This is a genomic window from Streptomyces sp. NPDC013457 (assembly GCF_043089925.1).
Lineage (GTDB): Bacteria > Actinomycetota > Actinomycetes > Streptomycetales > Streptomycetaceae > Streptomyces.
Genome location: NZ_JBICBL010000001.1, coordinates 889,614 through 908,349 on the forward strand (window position 1 = coordinate 889,614; position 18,736 = coordinate 908,349).

General features: G+C 73.0%; 16 protein-coding genes and 1 pseudogene. 7 read left to right on the forward strand and 10 right to left on the reverse strand.

The window, feature by feature from the left end; genetic code table 11:
- Nucleotides 1–77: 77 nt before the first annotated feature.
- Genes ACF1G2_RS03960 through ACF1G2_RS03975 form a run of 4 tightly spaced genes read right to left on the reverse strand, consistent with a single transcriptional unit; the run spans nucleotide 78 to nucleotide 4,441 of the window.
- The gene (locus ACF1G2_RS03960) at nucleotides 78–857 is read right to left on the reverse strand and encodes a CDP-alcohol phosphatidyltransferase family protein (protein ID WP_391796705.1); all 780 of its coding nucleotides are present in this window, start codon (nucleotides 855–857) and stop codon (nucleotides 78–80) included.
- Nucleotides 835–1,896, reverse strand: coding sequence for an iron-containing alcohol dehydrogenase family protein (locus ACF1G2_RS03965; protein WP_391796706.1), 1,062 nt, complete (start codon nucleotides 1,894–1,896; stop codon nucleotides 835–837). Before ACF1G2_RS03965 ends, ACF1G2_RS03960 begins: the two co-directional genes overlap by 23 nt.
- A complete protein-coding gene (locus ACF1G2_RS03970; RefSeq protein WP_391796707.1) occupies nucleotides 1,884–2,621 on the reverse strand; it encodes a sugar phosphate nucleotidyltransferase in 738 nt (245 codons plus the stop codon). The genes ACF1G2_RS03965 and ACF1G2_RS03970 overlap by 13 nt, the downstream gene beginning before the upstream one ends.
- A complete protein-coding gene (locus ACF1G2_RS03975; protein ID WP_391797032.1) occupies nucleotides 2,618–4,441 on the reverse strand; it encodes a DUF5941 domain-containing protein in 1,824 nt (607 codons plus the stop codon). Before ACF1G2_RS03975 ends, ACF1G2_RS03970 begins: the two co-directional genes overlap by 4 nt.
- 407 nt (nucleotides 4,442–4,848) lie before the next feature.
- Between ACF1G2_RS03975 and ACF1G2_RS03980 the strand changes: the two genes are divergently transcribed.
- From ACF1G2_RS03980 to idi, 3 genes are all read left to right on the forward strand, one after another.
- Nucleotides 4,849–5,790 carry a cation diffusion facilitator family transporter gene (locus ACF1G2_RS03980; RefSeq protein ID WP_391796708.1) on the forward strand — a complete coding sequence of 314 codons (942 nt, stop codon included), beginning with the start codon at nucleotides 4,849–4,851 and terminating at the stop codon, nucleotides 5,788–5,790.
- A gap of 170 nt (nucleotides 5,791–5,960) precedes the next feature.
- Complete coding sequence (locus tag ACF1G2_RS03985; protein ID WP_391796709.1) at nucleotides 5,961–7,247, forward strand: bifunctional class I SAM-dependent methyltransferase/N-acetyltransferase; 1,287 nt, start codon at nucleotides 5,961–5,963, stop codon at nucleotides 7,245–7,247.
- 142 nt (nucleotides 7,248–7,389) lie between these two features.
- On the forward strand, nucleotides 7,390–7,998 hold the full coding sequence (idi, locus tag ACF1G2_RS03990; protein ID WP_391796710.1) for an isopentenyl-diphosphate Delta-isomerase: 609 nt from the start codon (nucleotides 7,390–7,392) through the stop codon (nucleotides 7,996–7,998).
- On the opposite strand, the gene ACF1G2_RS03995 is transcribed toward idi, so the two are convergent.
- Entirely contained in the window at nucleotides 7,964–8,488 is a 525-nt protein-coding gene (locus tag ACF1G2_RS03995) for an ATP-binding protein (RefSeq protein ID WP_391796711.1), read from the reverse strand. The two genes, idi and ACF1G2_RS03995, sit on opposite strands and share 35 nt — an antisense overlap.
- A 303-nt stretch (nucleotides 8,489–8,791) precedes the next feature.
- On the opposite strand from ACF1G2_RS03995, the gene ACF1G2_RS04000 reads away from it, so the two are divergent.
- A complete protein-coding gene (locus tag ACF1G2_RS04000) occupies nucleotides 8,792–9,544 on the forward strand; it encodes an enoyl-CoA hydratase/isomerase family protein (protein ID WP_391796712.1) in 753 nt (250 codons plus the stop codon).
- A gap of 52 nt (nucleotides 9,545–9,596) precedes the next feature.
- Here the strand turns inward: ACF1G2_RS04000 and ACF1G2_RS04005 are convergent, their stop codons facing one another.
- Nucleotides 9,597–10,238: a DJ-1/PfpI family protein gene (locus tag ACF1G2_RS04005; RefSeq protein ID WP_391796713.1), complete on the reverse strand. Its 642-nt coding sequence runs from the start codon at nucleotides 10,236–10,238 to the stop codon at nucleotides 9,597–9,599.
- A 10-nt stretch (nucleotides 10,239–10,248) separates the two neighbouring features.
- A complete protein-coding gene (locus tag ACF1G2_RS04010; RefSeq protein WP_391796714.1) occupies nucleotides 10,249–11,232 on the reverse strand; it encodes a GlxA family transcriptional regulator in 984 nt (327 codons plus the stop codon).
- Nucleotides 11,233–11,357: 125 nt separating this feature from the next.
- Here ACF1G2_RS04010 and ACF1G2_RS04015 point away from each other — a divergent pair, with 125 nt between their 5' ends.
- Both ACF1G2_RS04015 and ACF1G2_RS04020 read left to right on the forward strand, forming a co-directional pair.
- On the forward strand, nucleotides 11,358–12,221 hold the full coding sequence (locus ACF1G2_RS04015) for a hypothetical protein (protein ID WP_391796715.1): 864 nt from the start codon (nucleotides 11,358–11,360) through the stop codon (nucleotides 12,219–12,221).
- Nucleotides 12,222–12,314: 93 nt separating this feature from the next.
- Nucleotides 12,315–14,711, forward strand: a complete 2,397-nt coding sequence (locus ACF1G2_RS04020) for a Tex family protein (RefSeq protein ID WP_391796716.1) — start codon at nucleotides 12,315–12,317, stop codon at nucleotides 14,709–14,711.
- A 62-nt stretch (nucleotides 14,712–14,773) separates the two neighbouring features.
- Here ACF1G2_RS04020 and ACF1G2_RS04025 read toward each other — a convergent pair whose 3' ends face one another.
- The 3 genes from ACF1G2_RS04025 to ACF1G2_RS04035 are packed head-to-tail and all read right to left on the reverse strand — an operon-like array spanning nucleotide 14,774 to nucleotide 17,543.
- The gene (locus ACF1G2_RS04025) at nucleotides 14,774–15,181 is read right to left on the reverse strand and encodes a hypothetical protein (protein WP_391796717.1); all 408 of its coding nucleotides are present in this window, start codon (nucleotides 15,179–15,181) and stop codon (nucleotides 14,774–14,776) included.
- Nucleotides 15,178–15,906, reverse strand: coding sequence for a 2-phosphosulfolactate phosphatase (locus tag ACF1G2_RS04030; RefSeq protein WP_391796718.1), 729 nt, complete (start codon nucleotides 15,904–15,906; stop codon nucleotides 15,178–15,180). Before ACF1G2_RS04030 ends, ACF1G2_RS04025 begins: the two co-directional genes overlap by 4 nt.
- Nucleotides 15,906–17,543 carry an ABC-F family ATP-binding cassette domain-containing protein gene (locus tag ACF1G2_RS04035; RefSeq protein WP_391796719.1) on the reverse strand — a complete coding sequence of 546 codons (1,638 nt, stop codon included), beginning with the start codon at nucleotides 17,541–17,543 and terminating at the stop codon, nucleotides 15,906–15,908. Before ACF1G2_RS04035 ends, ACF1G2_RS04030 begins: the two co-directional genes overlap by 1 nt.
- 219 nt (nucleotides 17,544–17,762) lie before the next feature.
- Between ACF1G2_RS04035 and ACF1G2_RS04040 the strand changes: the two are divergent.
- A pseudogene (locus ACF1G2_RS04040) lies at nucleotides 17,763–18,724 on the forward strand (FAD-dependent oxidoreductase).
- Nucleotides 18,725–18,736: the final 12 nt, after the last annotated feature.

Consider the following 18,736-nt stretch of genomic DNA (forward strand, 5'->3'; position numbering starts at 1 on the left):
CGCCGTGGTCACGTTCGTCCTCCCCGCGCTTGTCGTCGTCTCGTCTGTCGTCCGTGCCCTCGCCATGTCCCCCGGCCTCACTTCAGCCGGCTCGACGCCAGGATCGACACCAGGTGCAGGACCGTCTGGAGCATCGCGATACCGGCGAGGACCGCGACACCGAGCCGGGTGAAGAACAGCCCGCCCTGGACCGCGTCGAGGATCGCCAGGACCAGGATCAGCAGCGAGGCCTCGATGCCGAGGACCAGGCGGTGGAACTGCAGCGCCGAGGCCGCCCGGCGGGCGAGGGCCATGCCGGAGGAGCGGGGCTCGCTCGCCGCCTCCTTGACCGGGGGCAGCCCGCCCTGGTGGCGGGCGACACCGACGAGGTCGGTCTCCGCCTTGATCAGGACGGCGCCGAGCGCGGCGAGCGTGCCGAGGAAGGCCCACAGCCAGTCGATGCGGCCACCGCCCCAGAGGTCGGCGGCCCGCAGGCCGAAGCCGACCAGCACGGCGGCGTCGCACAGGTAGGCGCCGACGCGGTCGAGGTAGACGCCGTTGAGCGAGAACTGCTTCTTCCAGCGGGCGACCTCGCCGTCGACGCAGTCGAGCAGCAGGTACATCTGGACCGCGACGACACCGAGGACGGCGCCCCAGATCCCCGGGACGAGCAGCGCCGGGGCGGCGAGCACGCCGAAGAGGGTCATGACGTACGTCAGCTGGTTCGGCGTGACGTTCGTGGTCACCAGGCGGCGGGTGATGCGCAGCGAGATCTCGCGCATGTACAGGCGGCCGCCCCAGTGCTCTCCGCTACGCCGGTCCTTCACACCCGCCGGGTGCACGACCGGGCGGAGTTCAGCTACGGATGGTCTTGGCATAGTCGGCGTACGCGTCCCTGATCTGGTCGTCGGAGAGGTCGAGGTGTTCGAGGATGGTGAAGCGGCCGGGACGGGTCTGCGGGGCGAAGGACACGGCCTGGACGAACTCGTCCACGCTGAAGCCCATCTCCTCGGGCGTCACGGGCAGCCCGTGGCGGCGCAGCGTCTCGACGATCCCCAGCGAGCCGTCGGCGGCACCGCGCAGGTGCATCGCGAAGGCGGCGCCGAGGCCGCACTGCTCGCCGTGGCTGGCGGCGCGCTGGGGGAAGAGCAGGTCGAAGGCGTGGCTGATCTCGTGGCAGGCGCCCGAGGAGGGCCGGGTGTCGCCGCTGATCGACATGGCGATGCCGGACATCACGAGGCCCTCGGAGAGCGTGACGAGGAAGTCGTCGTCGCCGACGCCGCCGGGGTGGCGGAGCACCGCCTCGCCGGCGCTGCGGGCCATCGCCGCGGCGAGGCCGTCGACCGGCTCACCGGTCTCGCGGTGGGAGAGCTCCCAGTCCGCGATGGCGGAGAGGTTGGAGACGGCGTCGCCGATCCCGGAGCGGACGTAGCGCACCGGGGCGTCCCGGATCACGTCGAGGTCGATGACCAGCGCGATCGGGGTCGGCACACCGTACGAGCCGCGCCCGTTGTCGTTGTCCAGGGTGGAGACCGGCGAGCAGATGCCGTCGTGCGACAGGTTCGTGGCGATGGCGACCAGCGGCAGGCCCACCCGGGCCGCCGCGTACTTGGTCACGTCGATGATCTTGCCGCCGCCCAGGGCCACCACCGCGTCGTACCGCTGGCCCCTTATGGCGTCGGCGAGCTTCACGGCCGCGTCGATGGTGCCGCCGTCGACGGGGTACCAGTCGGCGCCGGGCAGCTCGGGGGCGAAGTGCTCGCGCAGCTTCAGGCCCGAGCCGCCGCTGATCGCGACGGCGATACGGCCGTTGCTGGAGATCCGCTGGTCCGCCAGGAGCGTGGAGAGGTCCTCCATCGCTCCGCGCCGGATGTCGACGACGACCGGCGAGGGGATGAGCCGGGTCAGTACTGGCACGCGATCTCACGGCCCTTCGCGAGGTCGTCGTGGTTGTCGATCTCGACCCACTTGACGTCCCCGATGGGCTCCACGTCGATCCTGAAGCCGTCGTCGGCGAGCTTCTGGTAGCCGTCCTCGTAGTAGAGGTCGGGGTCGCGCTCGAAGGTGGCCTTCAGAGCGTCGGCGAGCGCCTCGGCGGCCTCGGGCTCGATGAGGGTGACACCGATGTACTCGCCGGTGGCGGAGGCCGGGTCCATCAGCTTGGTGATCTTCTCGACACCCTTGCCGTCGGCGACGACGACCTTCATCTCCTCGTCGGCGAGGCTCTTCACCGTGTCGAGGGCGAGGATGATCTTCTGACCGTCGCCGCGCGCGGCGAGCAGCGTCTTCTCGACGGAGACCGGGTGGACGGTGTCGCCGTTGGCGAGGATCACACCGCGCTTGAGGACGTCACGGGCGCACCACAGGGAGTAGGCGTTGTTCCACTCCTCGGCCTTGTCGTTGTCGATCAGGGTGATCGAGACGCCGTAGGCGGCCTCCAGGGCCTCCTTGCGCGCGTACACGGCCTCCTTGCGGTAGCCGACGACGATGGCGACCTCGGTGAGGCCGACCTCCGCGAAGTTCTTCAGCGTGAGGTCGAGGACGGTGGTGTCACCGTCGACAGGCACGAGGGCCTTCGGAAGCGTGTCGGTGTAGGGGCGCAGACGCCGTCCGGCACCGGCTGCCAGTACGAGGCCGATCATGCGGTTTCTCCTTCGTCGTGTACGGCGGGTGCTCCGGAGGACACCCAGAAGCGGATGGACTCCACGAGCACCACGAGCGCGACGACGACCGCCAGAGCGGTGAGCGCCAGGGTGAAGTCGTCGCCGCGGTCCGCCAGCAGGGCGGCGAGTACGACCACCAGCAGCGTGCGGCCCTCGTGACCGCCGACGGTACGCACGAGCCAGGCGGGCGGGGCGCCGGTGCCGCCGCGAATGCGGTACACCGTGTCGTAGTGATGGTAGGCGACGGCGGCCACGAGCCCGTAAGCCGCGGGCAGGGCGCCGTCCACCTCGGAGCGGGCGGCGACGATCAGGATCGTGCCGTACTCGGCGGCCCGGAACAGCGGCGGGACGAGCCAGTCGAGGGGTCCCTTGAGGGAGTGCGACACGACGACGCCGGAGACCAGGACGTACACCACGGCGGCGAGGACGACCCAGAGGCTGCCGACGTCCTGGGTGCCCGCCTCCATCAGGACGAGGACGGTGCCGAAGGCGGCCATCAGCGGGGCCACCCAGGTGCCGCGGGCCGCCCCGGGCCGGCCGGCCACGAACTGGGCGATCGGCCCGGAGTCCGCGAGGTCGGCGAGGGCCTGGGCGGCCCGGTCGGTCCGCTTCGCCTTGCGGGTCAGGGACCGCAGCACGCGCCCGGCGGTGGTGTAGCAGGCGCCGAAGGCACAGCCGATGATCAGGGCCCAGAAGACGACCCGCGGGGTGGTGACGGCGGTGAGGACCGCGATCATGGCCCAGCGTTCGCCGATCGGCAGGATGATCATCCGGCGGACCCAGACGGTCCAGCCGACGCTGTCGAGCCGGCTGGAGAGGGCCGCGGTGGGGCTGGTGTTCGCCGTGGCGTCGTGGTTCGCCTCGTTGAACGAGAAGTCCACGACGTGCCGGCAGGTCATCAGGACCATCGCGCCGAGCGCGAGCGCCCAGACGTCGTCGCCGTTGCGCGCCGCGCCGAGCGCGAGGCCCGCGTAGAAGGCGTACTCCTTGGCGCGGTCGAAGGTGGCGTCGAGCCAGGCCCCCATCGTCGAGTACTGCAGCGAGTAGCGGGCGAGCTGCCCGTCGGTGCAGTCCAGGACGAAGGAGACGAGGAGCAGCACGCCGGCGGCGATGTAGCCGCCGCGCTCGCCCGTGGCGGCGCAGCCGGCCGCGATCAGCGCGGTGAGCAGCGAGGCCGTGGTGACCTGGTTGGGGGTGAGGCCCCGCCGGGCGCACCAGCGCGCGATGTAGCGCGAGTACGGACTGACGCAGAACGTGGTGAAGAAGCCGTCGTGGGCCTTCACCGCGGAGCGCAGCCGTACGGCCTCGTCGTCGACGGCGGCGACGGCGGCGCGGGCCTCGTGGCGGGCCTCGGCGTCGGTCGGAACGGCGGCGACGAGCGTGCCGAGCTGGGGCCGGTGGACGGCGACGCCGTCGGCGTCGAGGGCGTCGGCGAGCGCGTCGGGCAGGATCTCGCCGTCGGCCGCGGAGGCGGGTGCGGCCGGGGCGCCGGGCACCGAGGCGTACGCGTCGGTCAGGGCGCGGGCGAGCGCCGGGCGGGCCTCGGGCTGCGCGGTGAGCGCGCCGGGCGCCGCGGCGGCGGGGAAGCGGGGGTCGGTGAGGGCCAGCCGCAGGGCGTGCAGGTGTCCGACGAAACGAGGATCGACGACGGCGATCCGCTCACCCGCCGGTGCGGCGGCGAGCAGTGCGCCGGTGTCCTGCGGGCCGGAGGCGACCCGTACGTCGAAGCCGAGCGACCGCAGATCGCCGTCGAGCGACGATCCGGGTACCGGCGGACCGGTGAGGATGGCGGTCGACAGACGAACTCACTCCTTGGAGCTGACGGGCGGGCCCGCGGGGGCCCATGGCACGGCCCCGGGCGCGGCGGCTCCGCCCGGCATCGGGCGGCGGCACGTCGGCTGAGGCTATCGGATGGACGAGGGTGGGAGTTCACCGAGGCTTTGCGGTGCGGACTCCCCCGGGCCCACTCGAATCCGCCCGAGTGCGCCATGCCCTGCGGAGATCATCATGGGTGATCCACCGGCCGCCTCACAAACCGCGTTCACCGGGGCCACGGAACCACCCTCGCACGGTCTCCCACCAGGCCCGCATCACCGCAGGTCAGATGATATGACAACGGTCTTCAGTACCGTGTTGCACATACCCCCCACCCGTAGTTGACTTGCGGCTCGGGCACCGCACACGACGACGACCGGGAGGCCGCGCCATGGGGGCTGGACACGACCACGGACACAGTCACGGAGGGCCGCCGCCCACGGGGACCGCGGCCGCGGCCTACCGGGGCCGGCTGCGGATCGCGCTCGCGATCACACTGTCCGTGACGGTGGTCGAGATCATCGGCGGTGTCGTCGCGGACTCGCTGGCCCTGATCGCCGACGCGGCCCACATGGCGACCGACGCCGTCGGCCTGGCGATGGCGCTGCTGGCGATCCACTTCGCCAACCGCCCGCCCACCCAGAACCGGACCTACGGCTTCGCACGGGCCGAGATCCTCGCCGCGCTGGCCAACTGTCTCCTCCTGCTCGGCGTCGGCACCTACGTCCTGTACGAGGCGGTCCAGCGGTTCATCGAGCCGGCCGAGACCCGGGGCGGACTGACCATCGCGTTCGCACTGGTCGGCCTGGTCGCCAACATGGTCTCGCTCTCGCTGCTGGTCCGCGGCCAGAAGGAGAGCCTCAACGTGCGGGGCGCCTATCTGGAGGTGCTGGCGGACGCGCTCGGCTCGGTGACGGTCCTCGTCTCCGCCGGCATCATCCTGGCCACCGGCTGGCAGTACGCCGACCCGATCGCCTCGATCCTCATCGGCCTGATGATCGTGCCGCGCACCGTGAAGCTGCTCCGCGAGACCCTGGACGTCCTGCTCGAGTCGGCCCCGAAGGGCGTCGACATGGGGGAGGTACGGGCGCACATACTGGCGCTGCCGGGCGTCGAGGACGTCCACGACCTGCACGCCTGGACGATCACGTCCGGGATGCCGGTGCTCTCCGCCCATGTGGTCGTGTCGCAGGCGGCGCTCGACTCCGTCGGCCACGAGAAGATGCTGCACGAGCTGCAGGGCTGCCTGGGCGACCACTTCGACGTGGAGCACTGCACCTTCCAGCTGGAGCCCGCGGGCCACGCCGCCCACGAGGCGAAGCTCTGCCTCTGACTGCTAGCCTTCCGGGACGTACGTGAGGTGTGGAGAGGAGCTGAGGTTGATGACCGTCGCGATGGAGGCTGCCCAGTGCGGCAGCGCCCGGTCCTCCCTCAGCTTCCGGGTTTCCGGCTGACCTGACGTTCCACGTCGGCCGGGGCCCTCTCACACAAGGGTTTCCCACGTTGTCCGACAACGCTCTGCACACCGCTTTCTTCACCCTGCACCACGGTCTTCCGCGGCAGGGTCCCGGCTCCGACGCCACCACCCGCCGGCTGCTCGCCCTCTCCCCCTACGCCCCTGGGGGGCGTAGGGGGACCCCCAGCCCGCTCCCCGAGCGGCCGCGCGTGCTGGATCTGGGCTGCGGGCCCGGCCGTTCCGCGCTGCTCCTGGCCGCCGAGGCCGGGGCCGAGGTGACGGCGGTCGATCTGCACCGGCCGTTCCTCGACGAGCTGCGGCAGGCCGCCGAGGCCCGCGGGCTCGGCGACCGTGTCCGTACGGTCCACGCCGACATGGGCGAGCTGCCGTTCGCGGACGGATCCTTCGATCTCGTCTGGGCCGAGAGCTCGGCCTACGCGCTCGGCTTCGACACCGCGCTGAGCTCCTGGCGCCGGCTGCTCGCCTCTCCCACCGGTGGCACCCTCGTTCTGACCGAGTGCGAGTGGACGGTGGACGAGCCGAGCCCGGAGGCCCGTGCCTTCTGGGACGAGCACTACCCGCTCCGTACCGGGAGGGCGAACACCGCCGCGGCCGTCGGGGGCGGCTATCACGTCCTCGGCACCGTCTCCCAGCCCGAGAGCGACTGGGACGAGTACTACGGCCCGCTCGCCGAGCGGGCCGACGCGGCCGACCCGTCCCTCCCCGGGATGGCCGAGGCTCTCGCCGCGACCCGGGCGGAACTCGCCATGCGCCGTGACCACGGCGGCGAGTACGGCTACACCGGCTACGTCCTGCGGCCGGCCGACACCCGGTGGCGGACACGGCCGGAGACCGCTGCCGACGTCCGTGCCGTGCGGGACGTCAACGCGACGGCCTTCGAGACGAGAGCGGAGGCCGATCTGGTCGACGCCCTCCGCGAGGACGCCGGGGCCTGGCTGCCCGGTCTGTCGTTCGTGGCCGAGGCCCCGGACGGCTCGGTCGCGGCGCACGCACTGATCACCCGGTGCCATGTCGACGGTGTTCCGGCGGCGGCGCTCGCGCCGGTCGCCGTCGCACCCGCGCACCAGCGGCAGGGGGCCGGGGAGGCCGTCGTCCGGGCCGTCCTCGACGCGGCGCGGCTGCGCGGGGAGCGGCTCGTGCTCGTCCTCGGGCACCCGGAGTACTACCCCAGGTTCGGCTTCGAACGGGCGTCCGCGTATGGAATCAAGCCGTCCTTCGACGTTCCGGACGAGGCGATGATGGCGCTCGTCCTGGCCGGTTCCGGCCCGGTCCCCCCGGGCACGCTCCGCTATCCGGCGGCCTTCGGCGTCTGACGCGCCGCCCGCTCCCGCCGCGCCGGATGTACTCCGGTGCGGTGGGAGCGGGCCATGTCCGGCCGCCCAAGTACGGACAAGTGGTTCTTGTGCGGCAGACTGAGGGAGCCCCACCGGGCCGAGACCGAAGCGAAGGACGGTTATGCCGACCACATCAGCCAGCGTGGCTCACAGCTCGTCGAACGGCGTCCAGCCGACCGCAGCCCAGGCGTCGATCATGCTCGAACTGGTCGACGAGAACGGCATCACCATCGGTACGGCGGAGAAGCTCGCCGCCCACCAGGCGCCGGGCCAGCTGCACCGGGCGTTCTCCGTCTTCCTCTTCGACGAGTCGGGCCGGCTGTTGCTGCAGCGGCGGGCGCTCGGCAAGTACCACTCCCCCGGCGTCTGGTCGAACACCTGCTGCGGCCACCCGTACCCGGGCGAGGCGCCGTTCGCTGCCGCGGCCCGGCGGACGTACGAGGAGCTGGGCATCTCGCCCTCGCTGCTCGCCGAGGCGGGCACCGTCCGCTACAACCACCCGGACCCGGCGTCGGGCCTGGTGGAGCAGGAGTACAACCACCTCTTCGTCGGCATGGTCCAGGCCGAGCTGCGGCCCGACCCGGAGGAGATCGAGGACACGGCCTTCGTCACGGCGGAGGAGCTGGACGAGCGGCACGCGACCGCACCGTTCTCCGCGTGGTTCATGACCGTGCTCGACGCGGCGCGTCCGGCGGTCAGGGAGTTGACGGGTCCGGCCGGGGGCTGGTGATCCCGGGCAGCGCTTCCGGTGCCGGCCCCGGCGCCGGAAGCCTCGGGACCAGGGGCAGGGCCGCCCAGATGATCTTTCCGCCGCTCGCGGTGTGCTCCACGTCGCAGGCCCCGCCCGCCTCCAGGGCGGTCTCCCGGACCAGGAGCAGCCCACGGCCGCCGGTCTGCCCGTCGTCGGCCTCCAGCGCCTTGGGACGGTACGGGTGGTTGTCCTCGACGGACACCCGGATCCACTCCGCGCCGATCGCCACCTCCACCGCCACTTCGGGGGAGAGCAGCGCCGCGTGCTTGACGGCGTTGGTGACCAGCTCCGACACGATCAGGAGCAGGCCCTGGAGCGTGTCGTCATGGACCGGTACACCCTGACGGATCAGCAGGTCGCGTACGGCGTGCCGGGCCTGCGGAACGGAGACGTCGACCGCGGGAGCGGTGAAGCGCCAGACCCCTTCGTAGGACGGTGGCCGTGCGGGGACGCTCCCCCGGCTTTCCATAGTCCGGCTCCCACCCTCGTGCTCGATTGTCGCCACGAGTCGAGTCTTGGTAATGCGCAGGTCCGGACCGGGCTACTGACCAGAAGTCGACACTTATCGACCGCATTCCGATCGGGTGAGTATGCCAACGTCAGTTGTTCGACTGCTCCTGACCTTCTTCTGACCTCTTCGGAGGGATGTCCGGTGCGCCGCCCGGCAGTGTGGCCTGCGGCGTCTCCGGTTCGCCTGCCGGAGGGCAGGCCTGTCCTGCTCTCGAACCCCTTCGTGATCGTACGGTCGGGGTGCCCGGATAGCATCCGGCCCATGGAGCCCACCGAACCGCGCGTGAAGGTCGTCGTGGCCGACGAGGTCGCCACCGTCGTCATCTCGAACCCGGCCAAGCGCAACGCGATGACGGCCGCGATGTGGCGGTCCCTGCCCGAGCTGCTCGCGCCGCTCGCCGCCGACGCCGCGGTCCGTGCTCTGGTGCTCACGGGCGACGGCGCGACCTTCTGCGCCGGCGCGGACATCTCCACCCTGCGGGAGCCGGGCGACGAGCAGCAGTCGCTCGCGGTGCGCGCCGAGGAGGCGCTCGCCGCGTTCCCCAAGCCGACGCTCGCCGCCGTCCGCGGCTACTGCGTCGGCGGCGGCAGCCAGCTCGCCGCGGCCTGCGATCTGAGGTTCGCGGAGGAGGACGCGCGGTTCGGGGTCACCCCGTCGAAGCTCGGGATCGTCTACCCCTCCTCGTCGACCCGGCGGCTGGCCGCGCTGGTGGGGCCGTCGGCCGCCAAGTACCTGCTCTTCTCCGGCGAGCTGATCGACGCGGAGCGGGCGCTGCGCACCGGCCTGGTCGACGAGGTGCTCCCGGCGGGCGAACTGGACAAGCGGGTGGCCGAGTTCACCCGGGTGCTGGTCACGCGCTCCCTGCTGACCCAGGCGGCGGCGAAGGAGTTCGCGGACGGGCGCACCGACCGGGACGCGCACTGGGCCGAGCAGGCACGCGGCAGCGGCGACACCGCCGAGGGTGTCGCCGCCTTCCTGGAGCGCCGCGCGCCCCGTTTCACGTACGAGGTCTGAGGCTCCGCTCACGTACGAGGTCCGAGGCTCCGCCCCTTCGGGGAGCTCGCGGTCAGCCCTGGGGGAGGTCCTCGGTGGCCGTACCGCGCCAGCGGGCGACGATCTCGGCCGGCGCCTTCTCCGGGGAGCCCGCGTCGTAGGGCGGCTGCGGGTCGTACTCGGTCAGCAGCTGGATGGTCTGCGCCGTCGCGTCGCCGGCGATCCTGCCGATGAGGTGCAGCGCCATGTCGATGCCGGACGAGACCCCGGCGGCGGTGACGTACTTTCCGTCGAAGACGACCCGCTCGCCGGTGGGCTCGACGCCGACCGCCCGGAGCTCGTCGAAGGCGAGCCAGTGGGTGGTCGCGCGGCGGCCGTCGAGCAGACCCGCGGCGCCCAGGATCAGGGAGCCCGTGCAGACCGAGGTGGTCCAGGTGCTGGTGGCGTCGGCGGTACGGAGCCAGTCGAGGATCTCCGGGTCGTTCATCGCCGTACGGGAGTCGGGGCCGCCCGGAACCAGGACGATGTCCGGGTTCGGCACGTCCGCGAGGGTCTTGTCGGCGACGAGCGCGAGGCTGCCCTGGTCGTTGCGGACCGGTCCGGCCTCCTTGGCGACGAAGACGGTCTCGGCACCGGGGATGCGGGCGAGCAGCTCGTAGGGCCCGACGGCGTCGAGCGTGGTGAAGCGGTCGTAGAGCAGCACGGCGATCTGCATGGGATTCCCTTCAGCGGGTGGTCTGCGGTGCGTTCGGTACGGGTGCGTGGAAGCGGCGGCGGTACTCCGCCGGGGCGGTGCCCAGCGCCTTCACAAAGGCCCGGCGCATGGCTTCGGCGGTGCCGTAACCGGCGGCCCTGGACACCTCCAGGACGCCGCCGGCCGTCTCCTCCAGGAGCCTGCGCGCGTGTTCGAGCCGGACCTGGTCGACGTACCGGCCCGGGGTCGTCCCGGTCTCCGCGTGGAACGCGCGGGCGAAGTGGCGCGGCGACAGCCGGGCGCGGGCGGCGAGCGCCTCGACGGAGAGGTCTCCCCCGGGATGCTCGGTGATCCACTGCTGGAGGTCCCGCAGGGGCGCGCGCTGGGCGGTCTGGGCGGAGAGCTGGGCGCTGAACTGCGCCTGGTTGCCCGGTCGGCGCAGGAAGACGACCAGATGACGGGCGACGGTCAGCGCGGTGTCGCGGCCCAGGTCCTCCTCCACGAGCGCGAGGGCGAGGTCGATGCCGGCGGTGACGCCCGCGGAGGTGGCGAGGGTGCCGTCGCGGACGAAGATGGGATCCGGCTCCACCTCCACCTCGGGGTAGCACCGGGCGAGGTGGTCGCAGACGGACCAGTGGGTGGTGGCCCGGTGACCGTCGAGGAGGCCGGCCTCGGCGAGCAGCAGGGCGCCCGTGCAGACAGAGACCAGTCGCTCGGCACGCGGCGCGTTCGCGCGCAGCCACGCGATCAGCCGCGGGTCCGGCCGGCGGGTGCCCTCGCCGCCGGGGACGAGCAGGGTGTGGGGGCGCTCCGCGGCGGCGAGCGTCGTGTCCGGGAGCAGCCGCAGACCGCTCTGGGTGCGGACCGGGCCGCCGTCGAGCGAGGCCGTCACGATCGGGTAGGCGCTGTCGCCGCCCACGGCGCGGGCGGCTCCGGCGAACACCTCCACCGGTCCGGTGACATCCAGGCTCTGCACGTCGTCGAAGAGGACGACGAGCACGGGTCGCTTCGTCATGCGTCCCATCCTTGGCGGAGCGCGGGATGTCCGCAATGACGAGGATCCCACCTTTCCTGCCATCGCCGCCGCGTGGCGGAGCCCGCCCTTCCGGTCGTACCGACCAGTCGGTAACGTTCCGTTCCATGACCTCTCTGCCGCCCCGCGCGGGCCGCCGCTGCCACCACATGCTCAACCCGATGCACTCCACCGTGTACTTCTCGCCCGATCTGGACACCGAGTTCCGTGCGCTCGGCTTCGACGACGTGACGGCCATGCGGCTCGCCTCGCGCAGCGCCGCGATGGGGGCCGTCGGCGCGGGAACGGTCGCCGCGGCCTTCTCCAACTACAACGTCGAGATGCTGGCCCAGCACCTGCCCGCCGTCTGGGACATCGCCTCGCCCGCGGAGGTGGTGGCCGCACGGCTGCGCGCCGTGGACGCCACGATGCGCCGGCTCCTCGGCGCGGACGCCCTCGCGTCGGCCGAGATGGCGGAGGCCGCCGAGCTCGCCCTGCGCGCCACCGAGGCCTGCACCCGGCACGCCCGACCGCTCTACTCGGCCCATGCCGACCTGCCCGTTCCGGAGCAGCCGCACCTGCGCTACTGGCACGCCGCGACGCTCCTGCGCGAGCACCGGGGCGACGGTCACCTGGCGGCCCTCCTGAGCGCGGGCCTCGACCCGCTGGAGGCGATGGTCAGCCACACCGCCACCGGCACGGGCATGAACCCGCGCTGGGCCCTGGGCGCCCGCGGCTGGCGGCGCACCGACTGGGACGCGGCGGCGGCGCGCCTGCGGGAGCGCGGACTGCTGGACTCGGACGGCGAGCTCACGCTGGAGGGCACGGCCCTGCGCGACGCGGTCGAGGACCACACGGACCGTCTGGACTCGGCCCCGTACGAGCACCTGGGCGCGGCGGGGGTGGAACGCCTCACGGAGCTGGGCAAGGCCTTCCGCAACGCGGCACTCCTCGCGGGCGCGTTCCCCGCGGACCTCGCCGACAAGGGCTGACACGGCCGGACCGGGGCGCGTGCGGGGTTCCGGGAGGGGACGCGGCAGAATGCAGTCGCAAGCTTGAGGCACGAGAAGGCGAGTCGGGACACCGTGACGACGTCCATCGAAGGCAGGATCGCCGAGGAACTCGGCGTACGTGAGCGACAGGTGAGGGCGGCCGTCGAGCTGCTCGACGGCGGCTCGACCGTGCCGTTCATCGCGCGCTACCGCAAGGAAGCGACCGAGATGCTCGACGACGCCCAGCTGCGCACGCTCGAGGAGCGGCTGCGTTATCTGCGGGAGCTGGAGGACCGGCGGGCCGCCATCCTCGACTCCGTACGGGAGCAGGGAAAGCTGACGGCCGAGGTGGAGGCCCAGCTCCGGGCCGCCGACACCAAGGCGCGGCTGGAGGACATCTACCTGCCCTTCAAGCCCAAGCGCCGCACCAAGGCGCAGATCGCCCGGGAGGCCGGTCTCGAACCGCTGGCGGAGGGGCTCCTCTCGGACCCCTCGGTGGACCCCGTCGCCGCCGCGGCGGCCTTCGTGGACGCCGACAAGGGTGTCGCCGACCCCGCCGCCGCGCTGGAGGGCGCCCGCGCCATCCTCACGGAGAAGTTCTCCGAGGACGCCGACCTGATCGGCGAGCTGCGTGAGCGGATGTGGGGCCGGGGCCGGCTCGCGGCCAGGGTCCGGGACGGCAAGGAGGAGGCGGGGGCGAAGTTCGCCGACTACTTCGACTTCGCCGAGCCGTTCACGGCGCTGCCCTCGCACCGGATCCTCGCGATGCTGCGCGGCGAGAAGGAGGACGTCCTCTCCCTGGAGCTGGAGCCGGAGGAGCCCTCCGACGCGCCCGGCCCGTCCTCGTACGAGTCCCTCGTCGCCTCCCGCTTCGGTGTGGCCGAGCGGGGGCGCCCGGGCGACAAGTGGCTGCTCGACACGGTCCGCTGGGCCTGGCGGACCCGGATCCTCGTCCACCTCGGGATCGACCTGCGGCTGCGGCTGCGGACGGCGGCGGAGGACGAGGCGGTACGGGTCTTCGCGGCGAACCTGCGCGACCTGCTGCTCGCCGCCCCGGCCGGGACGCGGGCGACCCTGGGTCTGGACCCGGGCTTCCGTACGGGTGTCAAGGTGGCCGTGGTCGACGCGACGGGCAAGGTCGTGGCCACCGACACGATCTACCCGCACGTCCCGGCGAACAAGTGGGACGAGTCGCTGGCGAAGCTGGCGCGGCTCGCGAAGCAGCACGCGGTCGAGCTGGTCGCCATCGGCAACGGCACGGCCTCCCGCGAGACGGACAAGCTGGCCGGTGAACTCATCGCCAAGCACCCGGAGTTGAAGCTCACCAAGGTCATGGTCTCCGAGGCGGGCGCCTCGGTGTACTCCGCGTCGGCCTTCGCCTCGCAGGAACTGCCGGAGCTGGACGTCTCGTTGCGCGGCGCGGTCTCCATCGCGCGGCGGCTCCAGGACCCGCTGGCCGAGCTGGTGAAGATCGATCCGAAGTCGATCGGCGTCGGGCAGTACCAGCACGACCTGTCCGAGGTGAAGCTCTCGCGCTCCCTCGACGCGGTCGTCGAGGACTGTGTGAACGGTGTCGGCGTGGACGTCAACACCGCCTCAGTGCCGCTGCTTTCTCGGGTGTCCGGCATCGGCGCGGGCCTCGCGGAGAACATCGTGGCGCACCGCGACGCCAACGGGCCCTTCCGGTCGCGGAAGGCGCTGAAGGACGTGGCGCGGCTCGGACCGAAGGCGTACGAGCAGTGTGCGGGCTTCCTGCGGATCCGGGGCGGTGACGACCCGCTGGACGCCTCCTCGGTGCACCCGGAGGCGTACCCGGTGGTGCGGCGGATGGTGAAGACGACGGGCGGCGAGGTCGCGTCGCTGATCGGCAACACGGGCGTGCTGCGGTCGCTGCGGGCGGACGCGTTCGTCGACGAGACCTTCGGTCTGCCGACGGTCACCGACATCCTGCGCGAGCTGGAGAAGCCGGGGCGCGACCCGCGGCCGGCGTTCAAGACGGCGACCTTCAAGGAGGGCGTCGAGAAGATCGGCGACCTGGTGTCGGGGATGGTCCTGGAGGGCGTGGTCACGAACGTGGCGGCGTTCGGGGCGTTCGTGGACATCGGCGTGCACCAGGACGGGCTCGTGCACGTGTCGGCGATGTCGAAGAACTTCGTCAAGGACCCGCGGGACGTCGTGAAGCCGGGTGACGTGGTCCGGGTGAAGGTCCTGGACGTCGACATCCCGCGCAAGCGGATCTCGCTGACGCTGCGGCTGGACGACGAGGCGACGGCGGAGGCCGGCGGCGGTGCTCCGAAGAGGGAGCGCGGCGGACGCGGCGACCGTGGTGAACGCGGCGACCGTGGCCGCCCGCCGCAGCAGCGCCGCGGGCAGTCTCCGTCCCAGGGCGGCTCGGCCCCGGCGCCCGCGAACAGCGCGATGGCGGACGCCCTGCGCAAGGCGGGTCTGCTGAACCAGGAGGGCGGCGGCGGGAAGCGCCGCGGCCGCTGACGCGATGCGGGCCCGGCCTCACGGCCGGGCCCGTTCCGCTTCCCGGCGGGCGCCGGTGCGGGTCAGCTGTTCGGAAGGAAGCGCAGGGCCCATTCCGCGCGGTGGGCGACCGTGAGGTCGTCGTCCTGCGTCAAGGGCTGGAGCAGGGCCCGGGAGCGCTGTGGATCGGCCTGGACCAGGTCGACGATCTCCGCCGCCAGGGAGTCCTGGTCGTCGCCGAGGTCGACGGACGAGGCCCGCAGCAGCGCCGGAAGCGCGTCCGGGCCGCCGATCGCGGCGAGGACGCCGCCGAGCAGCTCGCGGGCGTAGGCGTTGCGCTCGACGAGGGCGCGGTCGAGTTCGGCCTGGAGCCGCGGGAGCAGCGCCGCGTCGCCCGAGGCGGCGATCTCGTCCGCGAGGTCGATGGTCTCGTCGACGTCGGAGTCGAGGTCGTCCAGCATCTCGGTGAGGCGGGTCAGCAGGTCGGTCATGGTGTCTCCTGGAATGCGCCGTCCCTCAGGACGGGGACCGTCTCCGAGGTGTCGGCCTCGGCGGCCACCGCGACGTCCTGCGGATAGCCGTACTCGTACAGTTCACGCCCGGAATCGCAGCGGTGCAGCTCCGCCACGGGATCGTCCGTCGCCTCCCAGAGCGTCGCCGCCGCCCGCGCCTCGGGCGTGAGGGCGTACGGGCCGAGCGCGCGGAGGGCCGAGATCACTCCGCCCGCGCCGAGGAGGTCCTCCAGGGCCGGGCGCAGGGAGCCGTCCGGCCACCGTTCGCCCGAGGCGACGACGGCGAGGGGGCGTGACTCGGAACCGTACCCGTGCCGGGCGAGCCAGCGGGCGACGGCCGTGCGGTTGCGCAGCGACGCGGCGACCACGGTGGCCTCTCCCGCCTGCGCGGAGATCGTGGAGCCGTTCGGGGACGGCAGGACCAGGCGAGGGGTGGGCGGGGCCGCCCGCAGGGCGGCCGGGGAGAGGGTCCAGGGCGTCCGGGGCGACGCCTCGCTCCGGCCGACGGCCAGCGCCGCGTCGAGCCCGGCCGCGTACGTCACCGCCGTCTCGTCCCTCCAGCGGTAGGGGAAGACGGCGGTGCCGGACTCCACCGCCACGCCGACCGAGGTCGTGAACGAGAGGACGTCGACGACGACCAGGCAGGCGGCGTCGCGGGCGAGGGCGGCGGCCTCCGTGGGACCCCAGCCGAAGGCCACCCCCATCAGAGTTCGGTCACCTTGCCGGCGGCGACCTCGATGCGCCGGGTGGTGCGGACCGCGTCCAGCATGCGCCGGTCGTGGGTCACCAGGAGGAGCGTGCCGGTGTAGGAGTCGAGAGCGGACTCCAGCTGCTCGATGGCCGGCAGGTCCAGGTGGTTCGTCGGCTCGTCGAGGACGAGGAGGTTGACTCCCCTGCCCTGGAGGAGGGCGAGCGCGGCCCGGGTCCGCTCACCCGGGGAGAGCGTGGTGGCGGGGCGCAGGACGTGGTCGGCCTTGAGGCCGAACTTCGCCAGCAGGGTCCGTACCTCGGCGGGCTCCGTCTCGGGGACGGCGGCGCAGAACGCGTCGAGCAGGGACTCGGAGCCGTGGAAGAGCTTGCGGGCCTGGTCGACCTCGCCGACCACGACGCCCGAGCCCAGCACCGCGTCGCCCGCGTCGAGCGCCAGGCGGCCGAGAAGCGCGGCGAGCAGCGTCGACTTGCCCGCGCCGTTCGCGCCGGTGATCGCGACCCGGTCGGCCCAGTCGATCTGGAGGGTGGCGGGCCCGAAACGGAAGTCGCCGCGCCGGACCTCGGCCTCGCGCAGGGTCGCCACGACCGAGCCGGAGCGCGGGGCGGAGGCGATCTCCATCCGCAGCTCCCACTCCTTGCGGGGCTCCTCGACCACGTCGAGCCGCTCGATCATCCGCTGCGTCTGGCGGGCCTTCGCGGCCTGCTTCTCGCTCGACTCACCGCGGAGCTTCCGGCCGAGCTTGTCGTTGTCGGTGGCCTTGCGGCGCGCGTTGCGCACGCCCTTGTCCATCCAGTTCCGCTGCATCAGGGCGCGGCCTTCGAGGGCGGACTTCTTGTCGGCGTACTCCTCGAACTCCTCGCGGGCGTGCCGCCGGGCGGTGTCCCGCTCCTCCAGGTAGGCCTCGTAGCCGCCGCCGTAGAGCGTGATCTGCTGCTGGGCGAGGTCGAGTTCGAGGACCTTGGTGACCGTGCGGGTGAGGAACTCGCGGTCGTGGCTGATGACGACCGTCCCGGCGCGCAGTCCCTGGACGAAGGCCTCGAGCCGTTCCAGACCGTCGAGGTCGAGGTCGTTGGTGGGCTCGTCGAGCAGGAAGACGTCGTACCGGGAGAGGAGGAGGGAGGCGAGTCCGGCGCGGGCGGCCTGGCCGCCGGAGAGCGAGGTCATCGGCTGGTCGAGGCCGACGGTCAGGCCGAGGGAGTCGGCGACCTCCTCGGCCCGCTCGTCGAGGTCGGCGCCGCCGAGGCCGAGCCAGCGCTCCAGGCTCACGGCGTACGCGTCGTCGGCGCCGGGCGTCCCGTCGACCAGGCCCTGGGTGGACTCGTCCATGGCGGTCTGCGCGGCCGCGACGCCCGTCCGGCGGGCCAGGAAGTCCCGGATCGTCTCCCCCTCGCGCCGCTCCGGCTCCTGCGGGAGGTGGCCGACGGTGGCGGTGGGGGGCGAGAGCTTCAGCTCACCGTCCTCGGGGGTGTCGAGTCCGGCGAGCAGCCGCAGCAGCGTCGACTTGCCGGCGCCGTTGACGCCGACGAGGCCGATGACGTCGCCGGGGGCGACGACGAGGTCGAGGCCGGCGAAGAGGGAGCGTTCGCCGTGGCCGGCGGCGAGGTCCTTGGCGACGAGAGTGGCAGTCATCAGGAGACGAATCGTATGCCACCGCTCAGGGGAGGAGCGGGACGACCAGCACACCCCCGGGAGTGCGGGCCACCGGGACGTCTCCCCCGCCTCCGCCCGGGGCGAAGGCGGGGGTGCGGCGAAGGCCGCGGTGCGGCGGAGGACGGGGTCGTGCGTACGGCCCCTCGCGCGGCGGTCGCACAGGGGTGCGCGGCACTCGGGCCGGGGTAGCGTCCGTTCATGAGCGACGACGTGATCGTGGTGGGTGGCGGGGTCATCGGTCTGACGACCGCCCTGACGCTGGCGGAGCGTGGCCTTCGGGTACGGGTGTGGTCGCGGGACGCGGTGACGGGGACGACCTCCGCGGTGGCGGGGGCGCTGTGGTGGCCGTACCGGATCGAGCCGGCCGACGAGGTGGCCGGCTGGTCCCTGGAGTCGCTCCGGGTGTACGAGAAGCTCGCGGGCGACTCGGCGGCGACGGGCGTGCGGATCGTGGCCGGCGTCCACGCGGACATGGTCCTCGGGGACCTGGGCGACTGGGCGAGCGAGGTCCCGGGGCTCCGGCAGCTGGCGTCCGGCGAGGTGCCGGGGCCGTACGGAACGGGTCTCGCGGCGCGGCTGCCGCTGATCGACATGCCCGTCCATCTGGCCTGGCTGCGCGGCCGGTCGGAGGCGGCGGGCGTGGTGGTGGAGCGCCGGACGGTGACCGGGTTCGCCGAGGCGGCCCGGGCGGCGCGGGTGGTGGTGGACTGCACGGGTCTGGCCGCCAGGGAGCTCGTACCCGACGCGCGGGTGCGGCCGGTGCGGGGGCAGTTGGTGGTCGTGGAGAACCCCGGGATCAAGGAGTGGTTCACGGCGGCCGACGCGGCGTCGAGCGAGACGACGTACCTCTTTCCGCAGCCGGGGCGGCTGATCCTGGGCGGAACGGCGCAGGAGGACGACGAGCGGCCGGATCCCGATCCGGCGACGGCCGCGGCGATCGTGGCGCGGTGTGCCCGCGTGCGGCCCGAGATCGCGGAAGCCCGGGTGCTCGGGCACCGGGTGGGGCTGCGGCCGGCGCGGTCGGGCGGGGTACGGATCGCGGCGGAGCCGCTGGCGGGCGGCGGACGTCTCGTCCACAACTACGGCCACGGCGGGGCGGGGCGGGGGTGACCGTCGCCTGGGGATGCGCCCTGCGGGCGGCGGAGCTGGCCGTCGGCTGACGGCCGACGAGC

Bases quoted from the DNA above. Each gene is read 5' to 3' on its own strand.
- ACF1G2_RS03960 (WP_391796705.1), bottom strand. From the start codon at position 857: ATGCCAAGACCATCCGTAGCTGAACTCCGCCCGGTCGTGCACCCGGCG.
- ACF1G2_RS03970 (WP_391796707.1), bottom strand. From the start codon at position 2,621: ATGATCGGCCTCGTACTGGCAGCCGGTGCCGGACGGCGTCTGCGCCCC.
- ACF1G2_RS03980 (WP_391796708.1), top strand. From the start codon at position 4,849: ATGGGGGCTGGACACGACCACGGACACAGTCACGGAGGGCCGCCGCCC.
- idi (WP_391796710.1), top strand. From the start codon at position 7,390: ATGCCGACCACATCAGCCAGCGTGGCTCACAGCTCGTCGAACGGCGTC.
- ACF1G2_RS03995 (WP_391796711.1), bottom strand. From the start codon at position 8,488: ATGGAAAGCCGGGGGAGCGTCCCCGCACGGCCACCGTCCTACGAAGGG.
- ACF1G2_RS04000 (WP_391796712.1), top strand. From the start codon at position 8,792: ATGGAGCCCACCGAACCGCGCGTGAAGGTCGTCGTGGCCGACGAGGTC.
- ACF1G2_RS04005 (WP_391796713.1), bottom strand. From the start codon at position 10,238: ATGCAGATCGCCGTGCTGCTCTACGACCGCTTCACCACGCTCGACGCC.
- ACF1G2_RS04010 (WP_391796714.1), bottom strand. From the start codon at position 11,232: ATGACGAAGCGACCCGTGCTCGTCGTCCTCTTCGACGACGTGCAGAGC.
- ACF1G2_RS04015 (WP_391796715.1), top strand. From the start codon at position 11,358: ATGACCTCTCTGCCGCCCCGCGCGGGCCGCCGCTGCCACCACATGCTC.
- ACF1G2_RS04025 (WP_391796717.1), bottom strand. From the start codon at position 15,181: ATGACCGACCTGCTGACCCGCCTCACCGAGATGCTGGACGACCTCGAC.
- ACF1G2_RS04030 (WP_391796718.1), bottom strand. From the start codon at position 15,906: ATGGGGGTGGCCTTCGGCTGGGGTCCCACGGAGGCCGCCGCCCTCGCC.
- ACF1G2_RS04035 (WP_391796719.1), bottom strand. From the start codon at position 17,543: ATGACTGCCACTCTCGTCGCCAAGGACCTCGCCGCCGGCCACGGCGAA.